Raw genomic sequence first — 13603 nt, forward strand, 5'->3', positions numbered from 1 at the left:
TACAGCTTACAGCTTACAGCTATGCTTTAAATTACAGAACCTAACTGGAAAATTGGCAAGTACATGGCAACAATTAGGCCACCTACAAGCACACCGAGTACGGCCATAATAAGCGGCTCTAATAAGCTAGATAAGCCATCAACGGCATCATCCACCTCTTGTTCATAAATAGTCGCTACTTTTGCAAGCATACCATCAAGCGATCCTGACTCTTCACCAATGGCTACCATTTGAATCACCATATCAGGAAATATTTTAGCATTACGCATCGCCCAGTTCATTTGGTTACCCGAGCTCACCTCTGCTTTAATATCTAAAATAGCATAGCGGTAAACAGCATTACCTGAAGCACCTGCTGCAGAATCTAATGCATCAACCAATGGTACACCTGCCGCAAATGTGGTCGAAAGCGTACGGGCATAACGGGCAACAGCTGCTTTATTTAAAATCATACCAATTACAGGGAGTTTTAATATAGCTCTGTCGGTTGCATCTCTAAGTTTTAAACTTCTGAGCTTAGCTTCTTTAAACGCATAGCCAAAGCCAACAATGGCTATTAACATCATCCACCAATATTCTTGCATAAACTCAGAAATGCCAATAACAAATAAGGTGAATGCAGGCAGTTGTGCGCCAAAGCCTGCAAATATATCTTGAAACTGAGGAACTACAAAGATAAGTAATATAGAAGTTACAATGCCAGCGATAACCAATACTGAGATAGGATAAAACATCGCTTTTTTAATTTTTGATTTCAGTGCTTCAGATTTTTCTTTATAAAGGGCAACACGGTCAAATATTTTATCAAGCGCACCTGATTGTTCGCCTGAGGCAACTAAATCACAATATAAATCATCAAAATAGCGAGGGTGTTTTCTAAGTGCTTGAGATAATGGTAGGCCTGCTTTCACCTCATCACCAATAGTTTCCATTAACTTACCAACACTTTTATTGGTGGAACCTGAGCCAATCATTTCGATAGCTTGAATGAGTGGTACGCCGGCCATTAACATAGTGGCAATTTGGCGTGTAACTAGAGCAATATCTTTAGGCGTGATTTTTTGAACACTTTGTATGCCAAATAATGGCTTAGGCTTGCGCTTAACTTTTGATGGAGTAATGCCTTGTTTTCTAAGCTGAGCTTTCACAAGAGCAACACTAGAGCCTGTTAGCTCTCCTTCAAGCTTTTTCCCTCGTGCACTTACGCCTACCCATTGAAAGGTATCAAGGCCTTTATCTTCTTGTTTTTTTGCCATTGGAAGTACTCAGTTTTATTCTGGTTAAAGATTTATAATCATCATAAGCATAACTTAAACTAATGATTCTTGGTAGAAAATATGTTTTGTCAAAAACGCTGGCCAACAGACCAAAACCGTGGGCCGTATATATAGCCTTTATCAGGGTCTATATTATTATAAATTTCTATTGCTTTTTGTAAGTAGAATGCCCATCCGAGAATAAATACGCATCCTAAAAAAAGTTTTACATACACATTAATAGAAAGTGGCTGGTTTTTATTCTTATAAAGCCTGCCAATTAGTAAGCCCCACATAATAAATAATAGAGTTTGTGAAACGGGCATCACGTGCACACCAGAAAATAACGAATAGGTTAAACCTATAGTAAAGGAATAAAAAATAGCTTCTGTAGCTATATCATTTTTATGTTTTCTTAAGTGTCTAAATGCTTTTTTTAGTGTTGTAAATACCAACACAATAATACATGTAAGGGCTATTCCACCCCATTCATTGAAAATTTCAATTAATGAGTTATGTGGATGGCTAAAGGGGGCAGAGGTTCCCAGCGACATTTCAAATACCCCGGGACCATTTCCTATTAGTAAGTTCTTCCAAGTCAAATTGGATAGCGTATTCTGCCACAAGTCAATTCGTCCTGATGAGCTTGTACGGAGTATTTCAGCGCCTCCTTGATTAAGTGAATCTAGTACATAAAAACTAACATAGCTTACAACTAGGCAAACTAACCCTTTTAGTATTTGCTTTTTTAAAGAGGTTTTTAATATAAGTGCTAACACCGAGAAGGTTAGAAAAGAGAGTAAAGCGCCACGGGCTTGCCCAATAAATACGAGTAACAGGTTTAAAAATAAAACCATGAATACGATGCGCTGAATTTTCCTAAACTTCAAAAGCAGTATTAACAAAGGCAGAATAAATACCTGTACCTGATTAAAAAATCGGATGTTGATAAAGCCAGAATATATTATGTAAGGATTTAGTGGTTGCTGCTCAGAAAGCGTAAAAATGATATTGAGCAAACAAATTAATACTAAGCTTGTGTGGGATATTAATAATGCATAAATGATAAATAAAATAGATTTCTTATCACTTATGGTACTTACATAGTACATACATACAATAAGTAAACTTATATGAAATGTATAAAGCAAACTAAAGCTTGGCTCATGACTCATTAAGGATGATAAATAACCAAAAGAGATAAATATAATGAATAACAAGTAACTTTTTTTATCCAATGATCTCATAACAGGTTTCTTATTAGAGATAAAAGCAGTGATAACGAGAAAGCTTACGCTAAGAAAGAAAGTTATTTGAATGATTCGTTGGTGGTTATGATAATCGTATGAAGTTATTGGTATAAAAGGTGTTAGTGTGCAGAGAAAGAGCAAGCTGATGGTTAATCTTTTGAACTGATTTACTTTATTCATAATTGCCAATTTTACGCATTAAAAAAGCGCCAGCTGAGGCGCTTTTTTTAATTAATAAAGCATTAAGATTGTGGACATGTTTTAGGTGCTAATGTTTCATCATCAAGCTCAGATGTAGCACATGACCACTCACCAGCGTCGGTTCTGGTCCAAGTAAGTGTTGCACCTTCAATTTGAGTAGGGGCATTAACAACAACACATTGAATTGTATCTTCACCAGTTGTAATAGTACAATTTTGAGTTGGTGATGATAAGCCCGTTTCTGCTAGAGTAGGAGTTTCAACACCATTATTTTTTGCTATCTCAAAACCGGTTCTACCAGATGAAATTTCAGCTAAAGCTGCTGTTAACTTCGAAGTTGATTGGTATTTAGAATAAGCAGGCAATGCTACCGCTGCAAGAATACCGATGATTGCTACAACAATCATTAATTCAATTAGGGTGAAACCCTGTTGTTTTTGAGTCATTGTTTTCATGTTTCCTCTCCTAAAGGATAATGTTTTGTAAGGTAGTCAGGTTAGTGGCGACAGTGCCAAGCTAAAATTACCTGATTAACTTTACAGATTTACTTAAAAATAAATTTTCACGTACTTTTAGCCTTAGGTATGAAACACAAAAGCTAAATGTGAGTTCATTATGTTGCAACTTGTACAGGCTACCTAAACACAAAGTAGACTAAATATAGGAAACATACTGACCATTTGCTTTAATCTTTTAAGTATTTTTTTAAGATTAAAACAAAAAGCAGTTACTTATTACTATATTTTTCAAAGAAGTAATACAACAGGGTTAGTCTAACACTTTTTATATGCTTAAAGCACACATAATTTTCTAAAAAGGATACTTTATTTAACAAGTTGTTACAAAGTAATCCTTTTGGATTATTAAAAGTCTTTTCATGCGTTTTGTCAATTAATTAGAACTAATATGACAAACTTATCGCTGTGCTTTTATACAAAACGCATCGATAAATCGATTGATTGTAAATTTTTTGTTAGAGCGCCGCTTGATATAAAGTCGACACCTGCTTGTGAGTAAGTTTTAACTGTTTCTAGCGTCATATTGCCAGAAACCTCTAATTTAGCGCGCTTATTAGTAATGACAACAGCTTGTTGAATTTGTTCCACACTAAAGTTATCGAGCATGATTATATCGGCACCTGCATTAATGGCTTGCTCGAGTTCATGTAACGACTCTACTTCTACTTCTACTGGTTTTGTGGGGTGGTTTTGCTTGGCTTGTGCGACAGCTTTATCAATACCGCCACACGCTGCTATGTGGTTTTCTTTAATTAAAAACGCATCGAATAGGCCTATACGGTGGTTTGCACCGCCACCGCATTTAACAGCGTATTTTTGAAGTAGCCTGAGTCCGGGTATTGTTTTACGGGTATCGAGCAGTTGGGTTGTGGTGCCGCTTAGTTCTTTTACATAATGTGCGGTAGTTGTGGCAGTACCCGAAAGCGTTTGTACAAAGTTAAGCGCGGTACGTTCGGCTGTTAAAATAGCGCGGGCAGCGCCTTTAGCGGTAAATAAGGTGCTATTTGCTGGTACAAAGTCGCCATCATTTACAAGTACGTTAATTTCAACGCTTGGATCTACCTGTTTAAACACTTCTATAATTATGTCTTTACCACAAAAAACGCAATCTTCACGGGTAATCACTTTGGCATTTGCGTGCTCATTTTGCGGGATAAGTTGCGCGGTTATATCACCATCTTGCGCAGTTTGATAATTTAGATCTTCATCTAAGGCGAGGGTAACAAGTTGAGTAATAAGCGAGTGCGAAATTGACATATGAAGGCTCATAAGTGTTAATAAATTAAGCAAATTTTACTATGTTTAAATAGCTAAGAGAAGCGCTTTTAAATAAGTGAGGCTATTACACCTGCATATAGAGCACACCCGCTAAAAGCCGCTTTGCTAAGCGGTTACATGTTGACTAACCGTAATGGCTATCATTCTGTATTTAAATCCTTTAGCATCAAGCTTATGTATACCGTGGTTTTAAAATAATGCAAATAGATTCAAGCGGCGTTGTCGCTAATATAACACTGCGGCCCAGTACGCATTTTGATGAGCGCCCTAAAAATACCGATATTTCGCTGTTGGTTATTCATAATATTTCCCTGCCGGCTGGGCAATTTGGCACCGAACACGTTGATGCCCTGTTTATGGGTGAGATTGATTGTAATGCGCACCCCACCTTTTGTGATTTAAATGGGCTTAGAGTCTCGGCGCACTGTTTTATAAAACGTACAGGCGAGATTATTCAATATGTGCCATTTAATAAACGCGCATGGCATGCTGGGCAGTCTGAGTATGCTGGGCAAAGTGCGTGTAATAATTTTAGTATAGGTATTGAGCTTGAGGGCACAGATACCACACCTTATACTCAGGCGCAGTACACAAGCTTACATAACCTGACAAAGGCTATTATGATTCGCTACCCGCTTATTACCACAAAGCGTATAGTAGGGCATTGCGATATAGCACCTGGGCGAAAAACCGACCCTGGGGAAAGTTTTAATTGGCCTGCTTATATAAGTAGGCTAGAGCAAGCAAATTAAGTGAGTCGCTATCATGATTTTAGTTTCTATAATTATTGCACTAATACTTGAGCGCTTAGGAGCTCGCTCTCAGTACTGGCAAATTAGCTATTACGCTAATGGTTATTTAAACCGTTCGGGTAAGTTACTTAGTGAAAAAGGATTATTTAGCTCGGCAATTGGCTTTTTAATTTGGCTAGTGTTGCCGGTAGTGGCTGTGGCGCTTATATATGTTCTTTCTGACTTTGTACTGTGGCAATTAGCTATAAATGTTGTGGTTTTATTAGTTTGCTTTGGTTGTGCTAAGCACCGGGCTTTATATAAGTCGTACTTAAATGCATTAACGCGAGATGATAAAACCGCGGCTTCATTATACGCACTCCAAATGGGGCAGAAACACTTAGAGGATGAGGAAGGCGGAGAAACATTTGGGCAAACCTTAGCGTGGATCAATTTTAGATTTTACTGCGCCGTAATTTTTTGGTTTGTTGTGCTTGGCGCCCCAGGCGCAGTATTGTATGCAATAGTGCGTACACTTGCCGATTTAGTAAAAGAAAACCACAAAGTGGTGTTTGCTAATCGCTTTAAGTTGCTGCATAAATTTTTATTTTGGCTAGATTGGCTACCTGCACGTGTTGCAAGCTTTGGCTACTTAGTTATTGGTAACTTTAATAAAGGCACAAGTTGTTGGTTGGATTATGTGCTGGATTTTAAAACATCAAACCGAAAAGTAGTTACATGTACAGCCCTTGCAGCCGAACAAGTAGAACAGCGTTATTACGGATGTGCCGTTGAAGCTACCTGTATGATTAAGCTCGTTAAACGCAATGTGCTCTTTTATTTAGTACTGATTGCACTGCTTACTTTATTTGGCGGTTTATCGTAGTCGCGATTTTATATCGCGCAATGTACGCCGCGCTTACGGTGAGTATCGCGGCAAGATAATTAGACGCGGGGTAAACTCGCCGCTCCCACCTTTTTGACTCAAAAACTAATTTCTTCAATAAATTCAACTAGAGTGAATATTCTAATTTATTCTGGTCAGACCATTTGTTTTCATCCTGTTAACGTTTGCACAAAACATCCACAATTTTGTACTGTTTTGAACTTCGTTCAAAATGCGTTACGCTAGCTTAATTGCTCAAATAAACCGTAAATTGACAGTTATTTGCCTTTTTGATACCTTATTGAAAATTTTTGGTATGACCAATTTACCTTTTGGGTAAATCGTCAAGCTCTAGGCCTTAAAAATTAGGCTTTTTAGTATTTATACAACGTGGACGTTGATTAATGTCTTTAAAGATTAAAGCAGCAAAATTATCTGATGTTATTTTACAGCAACTTGAGAACATGATTCTTGAGGGCTCATTAGCGCCAGGTGAAAAACTGCCGCCAGAGCGCGAACTAGCAAAACAGTTTGAGGTGTCTCGCCCCTCACTACGCGAAGCCATCCAAAAGCTAGAAGCAAAAGGTTTAGTGACTCGTAGGCAAGGTGGTGGCACGTTTGTAAAGAACCAGCTTGAAGAGGGGCTCACTGATCCGCTATTTGATTTGATCAGTAAGCATCCTGAATCACAGTTTGATTTACTTGAATTTCGTCATGCGCTTGAAGGGATCGCGGCTTATTATGCGGCGCTTCGTGGTACCAGCACCGATTTTACCAAGGTTAAACAAAGCTTTGATAAAATCGCCCAAGTTAATAACGATTTACAGCTAAAAGCCAAAGCAATTAATGCGTTTCACTTTAGTGTAGCCGAAGCCTCACACAACGTGGTTTTACTTCACTTAGTGCGAGGCATGCAAGCGCTACTGGAACAAAATGTATTGCAAAACTTAACGGTTTTATTAAAAAAACCAGATATTAGCAATCAATTAGCCCAGCATAGGCGCTTATTAATGGATGCCGTAATTGAGGGCAATCCAGAACAAGCCCGTTTAGCCAGTAATGCCCATTTAGCCTTTATTGAAGAAGCATTACTTGAAGCGGGTAAAGAGCATTCGCGAATTGAACGTAGTTTAAGACGCACAAAACAAAATTAAGCTAATACGCTGTACTTAGAACACACTAAATTAGGTATACGTGGTATTAAATTAACAACATTCGTATTTTAAACATAAGGAAACCTCCATATGTCTGAAGTCAATAAAATTGACGTAGACGCGCTAGAAACACAAGAGTGGTTACAAGCTCTTGAATCAGTTGTGCGCGAAGAAGGTGTTGAACGAGCTCAGTTTTTACTTGAGCAAGTGTTAGAGCAAGCCCGTTTAGACGGCGTTGATATGCCAACTGGCACAACAACTAACTACGTTAATACTATTCCAGTAGATCAAGAACCGGCTTACCCAGGGGATGTAAACCTTGAGCGTCGTATTCGTTCGATTATTCGTTGGAATGCAATCATGATTGTATTACGTGCATCGAAAAAAGATCTCGACTTAGGCGGCCATATGGCGTCTTACCAATCATCAGCTGCGTTTTACGAAGTGTGTTTTAATCACTTTTTTAAAGCGCCAAATGAAGTAGACGGCGGTGACTTAGTTTACTACCAAGGCCATATTTCTCCGGGTATTTATGCACGCGCATTTGTTGAAGGTCGTTTAACAGCTGAACAGCTTGATAACTTCCGTCAAGAAGTAGATGGCAAAGGCCTTCCTTCATACCCACATCCTAAATTAATGCCTGAATTTTGGCAGTTCCCAACGGTATCTATGGGCTTAGGTCCAATTGCGTCTATTTACCAAGCGCGCTTTTTAAAATACCTAGATGGCCGTGGCTTAAAAGACACTAAAAACCAACGTGTATACGCGTTTTTAGGTGACGGTGAAATGGATGAGCCAGAATCACGCGGCGCAATCTCTTTCGCTGCACGTGAAAAGCTAGACAACCTATGTTACCTAATTAACTGTAACTTACAGCGTTTAGATGGCCCAGTTATGGGTAACGGTAAAATTATTCAAGAACTAGAAGGCCTATTTAAAGGCGCTGGTTGGAACGTAATTAAAGTTGTATGGGGTAGCGGATGGGATATTCTGCTAGCTAAAGATACATCGGGTAAATTACTACAATTGATGAACGAAACAATTGACGGTGATTACCAAACATACAAAGCTAAAGATGGCGCGTACGTACGTGAGCACTTCTTTGGTCGTTACCCAGAAACAGCTGCACTTGTTGCTGATATGACGGATGACGAAATTTTTGCGCTTAAGCGTGGTGGTCATGAGCCATCTAAACTTTATGCTGCATTTAAAAAGGCTGAGCAAACAAACGACCGTCCTACTGTAATTCTTGCTAAAACTGTAAAAGGTTACGGCATGGGTGAAGCAGCTGAAGGTAAAAACATTGCGCACCAAGTGAAGAAAATGGACATGAGCCATGTTGAACACTTACGTGACCGTTTAGGCCTACAAGATTTAGTATCAGAAGAGCAAATTAAAGATCTTCCATACTTAACGCTTGAAGAAGGCTCAGAAGAATACAAGTACTTACACGCACGCCGTGAAGCACTTAAAGGTTACACACCTACACGTATTCCTAACTTTAGCGAAGAACTAAAACTGCCAGAAGTAGATGCATTTAAGCCGCTACTTGAAGAGCAAAAGCGTGATATCTCTACCACAATGGGCTTTGTACGTGCACTTAACGTGTTACTTAAAGACAAAGGCATTGGTAAAAACATTGTGCCAATTATTGCTGATGAAGCACGTACATTTGGTATGGAAGGTTTATTCCGTCAAATCGGTATTTACAATCCACATGGCCAAAACTACACCCCTCAAGACCGTGATATTGTTTCTTACTACAAAGAAGCAACATCAGGCCAAGTACTTCAAGAAGGTATTAACGAGCTAGGTGCAATGTCGTCATGGGTAGCTGCTGCAACATCTTACAGCACGAACGATTTACCTATGATCCCATTCTACATTTACTACTCTATGTTTGGTTTCCAACGTGTTGGCGACATGGCATGGATGGCGGGTGACCAACAAGCACGCGGTTTCTTATTAGGTGCTACGGCTGGCCGAACTACGCTTAATGGTGAAGGTCTACAGCACGAAGATGGTCACAGCCACATTCTTGCAAATACGGTTCCTAACTGTATTTCTTACGACCCAACATACGCATTTGAAGTAGCGGTAATTATTCAAGACGGTATTCGTCGTATGTACGGTGAAAACCAAGAAAATATTTACTACTACCTAACGCTTATGAACGAAAACTACCATCAACCAGCTATGCCAGAAGGCGCTGAAGAAGGTATTCGTAAAGGTATTTACAAGCTAGAAAGCTACGAAGGTAAAAAAGCCAACGTACAGCTATTAAGCTCAGGTACTATCATGACTGAAGTACGCAAAGCGGCAGCTATTTTAAGCGAAGAGTACGGTATTGCCTCAGATGTTTACTCAGTAACCTCATTCAATGAGCTTACGCGTGATGGTCAAGACGTTGAGCGTTTCAACATGCTTAACCCAGAAAGCAAGCAAAAAACACCGTACATTACGAGCGTATTAAACGACTCAGTAACTGTTGCCGCTACCGACTACATGAAAAACTACGCAGAACAAGCGCGTTCATTTATTCCAAGCAGCAACTATAAAGTGCTTGGTACAGATGGTTACGGACGCTCTGATAGCCGTGAAAACTTACGTCGTCACTTTGAAGTTAATGCAAGCTACGTGGTTGTTGCTACGTTATCTGAACTTGCTAAACGCGGTGATGTTGAAAAGTCAGTGGTTGTTGAAGCAATTAAAAAGTTCGACATTGACACAAACAAACTAAATCCACTGTACGCATAAGAGGTTTGCAATGAGTATTGAAATTAATGTACCAGATATCGGTGGCGATGACGTAGAAGTAACCGAAATTTTAGTAAGCGTTGGCGACAAAGTAGATGTTGATCAATCTTTACTTACCGTTGAAGGCGATAAAGCATCAATGGAAGTACCTGCTGCGCAAGCAGGTACAGTAAAAGAAATTAAAGTAAGCGAAGGCGACACGGTAACAACCGGTTCGTTAATTATGATTTTTGAAGGCGAAGAGTCAGGTTCACAAAGCGAGCCCGAAGCGCCGGCTAAAACTGAAGCATCTGCACCTGCAGAAGCTTCAGGTTCTTCAACTCAAGAAGTAACCGTACCAGATATTGGTGACGACGAAGTTGAAGTAACAGAAATCATGGTTGCCGTTGGTGATAGCGTAGATGAAGAGCAGTCAATTTTAAGTGTTGAAGGCGATAAAGCATCTATGGAAGTACCTGCACCTTTTGCCGGTACTGTAAAAGAAATTAAAGTAACCGAAGGCGACAAAGTAAAAACAGGCTCTTTAGTGTTTGTTTTTGAAGTTGCCGGTTCAAGTGCGCCAGCATCAGATGCGCCTAAGCAAGACTCTGCACCAGCAGAGCCTGCTCAAAGCGCCGAGCCAAGCACCAAAGAAGTAAACGTACCTGATATTGGCGATGATGAAGTTGAAGTAACTGAAATCATGGTAGCTGTTGGCGATAGCGTAGAAGAAGAGCAATCTATCTTAAACGTTGAAGGCGACAAAGCGGCAATGGAAGTACCAGCGCCATTTGCAGGTACAGTTAAAGAAATTAAAGTAGCTGCGGGCGACAAAGTAAAAACAGGTTCTCTTATTTTTGTATTTGAAGTTGCCGGTAGTGCACCTGCAAAAGCTTCAGCTACTGCTGAGCAAAAGCCAGCGGCTGCACCTGCAAAAACCGAGTCTACGCCAGCTCAAGCTGCACCTGCTGCTAAAGCAAGCAACGAAAGCTTTGAAAACAACAGCGCATATGCCCATGCATCGCCAGTTGTTCGTCGCTTAGCGCGTGAATTTGGTATTAACTTAGCAAACGTTAAAGGCTCAGGCCGTAAAAACCGTGTGGTTAAAGAAGACGTGCAAAACTATGTTAAAAACTTAGTTAAGCAAGTTGAATCAGGCCAATTACCAGCTGGTAAAGGCAATGCAGGCGGTAGTGAGCTTGGTTTAATACCTTGGCCGAAAGTAGATTTTGCTAAATTTGGCGAAATCGAAGAGAAAAAACTATCACGCATTCAAAAGCTATCGGGTAAAAACTTACACCGTAACTGGGTGCAAATTCCCCATGTTACACAGTTTGACGAAGCTGATATCACAAGCCTTGAAGTATTCCGTAAAGAGCAAAATGTACTTAGCGAGAAGAAAAAGCTGGGTGTTAAAATCACACCACTTGTGTTTGTGATGAAAGCAGCGGCAAAAGTACTTGCTGAATTCCCAACATTTAACTCGTCACTGTCTGAGGATGGCGAAAGCTTAATTCTGAAGAAATACATTAACATTGGTGTTGCGGTAGATACACCTAATGGCTTAGTTGTTCCAGTGTTTAAAGATGTGGACAAAAAAGGCATTATGGAATTATCTCGCGAGCTAATGGATGTTTCTAAAAAGGCGCGTGAAGGTAAGCTAACCTCATCTGACATGCAAGGTGGCTGTTTTACTATTTCAAGCTTAGGCGGTATTGGCGGTACGGCATTTACGCCGATTGTTAATGCACCAGAGGTGGCAATTTTAGGTGTATCTAAATCTGAAATGAAACCTAAGTGGAATGGTAAAGAGTTTGAGCCAAAACTAATGGTTCCGCTGTCTATGTCGTACGATCACCGTGTGATTGACGGTGCGCTAGCTGCACGCTTTACCGCAACGCTTGCTAGCTACATGAGTGATATTCGTCAATTAGTGATGTAATCGCTACAATATGAACAAAATCAAATCCCAGCCAGTTGTTTTTAGCTGGGATTTTTACTATATGCAATGATACAATCTTTGCACTATTTGTGAATTGCTCTGATTTTCTGCCCATGCAGAAACATGGCAGTTAAATTTTAGGGCAGTGTCCCGTTCAAACAATTAAGGTAATAGCATGAGCAACGAATTAAAAACTCAAGTTGTTGTACTAGGCGGTGGTCCTGGTGGTTACTCTGCGGCTTTCCGTGCTGCTGACTTGGGCTTAGAAGTTACATTGGTAGAATCGCGTGAAACATTAGGCGGCGTATGTCTTAATGTTGGTTGTATTCCTTCAAAAGCACTTTTACACGTGGCTAAAGTGATTGATGACGCTGCAGAAATGTCATCTCACGGTGTTACTTTTGGCGCTCCGCAAATTGATTTAGACAAAATTCGCTCTTGGAAAGAGTCGGTTGTTGGCCAGCTTACAGGTGGCTTAGACGGCATGGCTAAGATGCGTAAAGTTAAAGTTGTACCAGGTTACGGTAAATTCACTGGTAGTAACACTTTAGACGTTGAAGGTGCTGACGGCACTACAACTATTACATTTGATAACGCAATCATTGCTGCGGGTTCTAAACCTGTTAGCTTACCGTTCATCCCAGAGGATGACCGTGTAATTGATTCAACTGGCGCATTAGAGCTTAAAGACGTACCAGAGAAACTACTTGTTTTAGGTGGTGGTATCATCGGTCTTGAAATGGGTACAGTTTACCGCGCACTAGGTTCTGATATTGATGTAGTTGAATTTGCAGATCAGTTAGTTCCGGCTGCGGATAAAGATATCATCAAGATTTACCAAAAATACGTAAGCAAAAAATTCAATGTTATGCTTTCTACTAAAGTTGTTGGAGTTGAAGCGAAAGATGATGGCTTATACGTTACTTTTGAAGGCAAAAACGCACCAGCTGAGCCAGTACGTTACGATAAAGTACTTGTTGCAGTAGGCCGTACGCCTAACGGTAACTTACTTGATGCTGATAAAGCAGGTGTTAATGTTGATGAGCGTGGCTTTATTAATGTTGATAAGCAATTACGTACTAACGTAGACCATATTTTTGCAATTGGTGATTTAGTTGGCCAACCTATGCTTGCGCATAAAGCGGTACACGAAGGCCATGTTGCAGCAGAGGTTATCTCTGGTCAGAAGCACTTCTTCGATCCTAAATGTATTCCTTCAATTGCCTACACTGATCCAGAAATCGCGTGGGTTGGTGTGACTGAGAAAGAAGCAAAAGAGCAAGGCTTAAGCATTGAAACTGCGGTATTCCCGTGGGCTGCATCAGGTCGTGCAATTGCATCTGCTCGTACTGAAGGTTCTACTAAGCTTATCTTTGATAAAGACAGTGGCCGTGTAATCGGTGGTGCTATGGTGGGTATTAACGCAGGCGAAATGCTTGGCGAAATCGGCTTAGCAGTTGAAATGGGCGCAGACGGTGAAGATTTAGCGCTTACTATTCATGCTCACCCAACATTGAACGAGTCAATTGGCCTTGCAGCTGAGATTTTTGAAGGTTCAATCACTGATTTACCAAACAAAAAAGCGGTTAAAAAGAAGAAGTAATTTAACTTTTTAATTTAGTTTTTAAAAACCCAGCTTTTGCTGGGTTTT

The 13603-nt window shown here is 40.0% G+C and carries 10 protein-coding genes; 6 read left to right on the forward strand and 4 right to left on the reverse strand.

Annotated features, from left to right (window positions below; translation table 11 throughout):
* Positions 1–26: 26 nt before the first annotated feature.
* The 4 genes from CWC16_RS17540 to nadC all read right to left on the reverse strand — a co-directional run bounded on the left by CWC16_RS17540 (position 27) and on the right by nadC (position 4482).
* Positions 27–1256, reverse strand: a complete 1230-nt coding sequence (locus CWC16_RS17540; protein WP_138542470.1) for a type II secretion system F family protein — start codon at positions 1254–1256, stop codon at positions 27–29.
* 89 nt (positions 1257–1345) lie between these two features.
* Complete coding sequence (locus CWC16_RS17545) at positions 1346–2686, reverse strand: O-antigen ligase family protein (protein ID WP_171037683.1); 1341 nt, start codon at positions 2684–2686, stop codon at positions 1346–1348.
* Between the two features lie 62 nt (positions 2687–2748).
* Complete coding sequence (locus CWC16_RS17550; RefSeq protein ID WP_138542471.1) at positions 2749–3162, reverse strand: pilin; 414 nt, start codon at positions 3160–3162, stop codon at positions 2749–2751.
* Positions 3163–3636: 474 nt separating this feature from the next.
* Positions 3637–4482: a carboxylating nicotinate-nucleotide diphosphorylase gene (gene nadC / locus CWC16_RS17555; RefSeq protein WP_138542472.1), complete on the reverse strand. Its 846-nt coding sequence runs from the start codon at positions 4480–4482 to the stop codon at positions 3637–3639.
* Positions 4483–4700: 218 nt separating this feature from the next.
* On the opposite strand from nadC, the gene ampD reads away from it, so the two are divergent.
* The 6 genes from ampD to lpdA all read left to right on the forward strand — a co-directional run bounded on the left by ampD (position 4701) and on the right by lpdA (position 13555).
* A complete protein-coding gene (gene ampD, locus CWC16_RS17560) occupies positions 4701–5255 on the forward strand; it encodes a 1,6-anhydro-N-acetylmuramyl-L-alanine amidase AmpD (protein ID WP_138542473.1) in 555 nt (184 codons plus the stop codon).
* 13 nt (positions 5256–5268) lie between these two features.
* The gene (gene ampE, locus CWC16_RS17565) at positions 5269–6120 is read left to right on the forward strand and encodes a beta-lactamase regulator AmpE (RefSeq protein ID WP_138542474.1); all 852 of its coding nucleotides are present in this window, start codon (positions 5269–5271) and stop codon (positions 6118–6120) included.
* A gap of 404 nt (positions 6121–6524) precedes the next feature.
* Positions 6525–7274, forward strand: coding sequence for a pyruvate dehydrogenase complex transcriptional repressor PdhR (gene pdhR, locus CWC16_RS17570; protein WP_004588597.1), 750 nt, complete (start codon positions 6525–6527; stop codon positions 7272–7274).
* 90 nt (positions 7275–7364) lie between these two features.
* The gene (gene aceE, locus CWC16_RS17575) at positions 7365–10031 is read left to right on the forward strand and encodes a pyruvate dehydrogenase (acetyl-transferring), homodimeric type (protein ID WP_055018839.1); all 2667 of its coding nucleotides are present in this window, start codon (positions 7365–7367) and stop codon (positions 10029–10031) included.
* Positions 10032–10041: 10 nt separating this feature from the next.
* Positions 10042–11952: a pyruvate dehydrogenase complex dihydrolipoyllysine-residue acetyltransferase gene (gene aceF, locus CWC16_RS17580; protein WP_138542475.1), complete on the forward strand. Its 1911-nt coding sequence runs from the start codon at positions 10042–10044 to the stop codon at positions 11950–11952.
* A 175-nt stretch (positions 11953–12127) separates the two neighbouring features.
* The gene (lpdA, locus tag CWC16_RS17585) at positions 12128–13555 is read left to right on the forward strand and encodes a dihydrolipoyl dehydrogenase (RefSeq protein WP_055018841.1); all 1428 of its coding nucleotides are present in this window, start codon (positions 12128–12130) and stop codon (positions 13553–13555) included.
* The last annotated feature ends 48 nt before the right edge of the window (positions 13556–13603 follow it).

This window comes from Pseudoalteromonas sp. S3776 (genome assembly GCF_005886915.1).
Lineage (GTDB): Bacteria > Pseudomonadota > Gammaproteobacteria > Enterobacterales > Alteromonadaceae > Pseudoalteromonas.

Bases quoted from the DNA above. Each gene is read 5' to 3' on its own strand.
- ampD (WP_138542473.1), top strand. From the start codon at position 4,701: ATGCAAATAGATTCAAGCGGCGTTGTCGCTAATATAACACTGCGGCCC.
- ampE (WP_138542474.1), top strand. From the start codon at position 5,269: ATGATTTTAGTTTCTATAATTATTGCACTAATACTTGAGCGCTTAGGA.
- pdhR (WP_004588597.1), top strand. From the start codon at position 6,525: ATGTCTTTAAAGATTAAAGCAGCAAAATTATCTGATGTTATTTTACAG.
- CWC16_RS17550 (WP_138542471.1), bottom strand. From the start codon at position 3,162: ATGAAAACAATGACTCAAAAACAACAGGGTTTCACCCTAATTGAATTA.
- aceF (WP_138542475.1), top strand. From the start codon at position 10,042: ATGAGTATTGAAATTAATGTACCAGATATCGGTGGCGATGACGTAGAA.
- aceE (WP_055018839.1), top strand. From the start codon at position 7,365: ATGTCTGAAGTCAATAAAATTGACGTAGACGCGCTAGAAACACAAGAG.
- nadC (WP_138542472.1), bottom strand. From the start codon at position 4,482: ATGTCAATTTCGCACTCGCTTATTACTCAACTTGTTACCCTCGCCTTA.
- lpdA (WP_055018841.1), top strand. From the start codon at position 12,128: ATGAGCAACGAATTAAAAACTCAAGTTGTTGTACTAGGCGGTGGTCCT.
- CWC16_RS17545 (WP_171037683.1), bottom strand. From the start codon at position 2,686: ATGAATAAAGTAAATCAGTTCAAAAGATTAACCATCAGCTTGCTCTTT.
- CWC16_RS17540 (WP_138542470.1), bottom strand. From the start codon at position 1,256: ATGGCAAAAAAACAAGAAGATAAAGGCCTTGATACCTTTCAATGGGTA.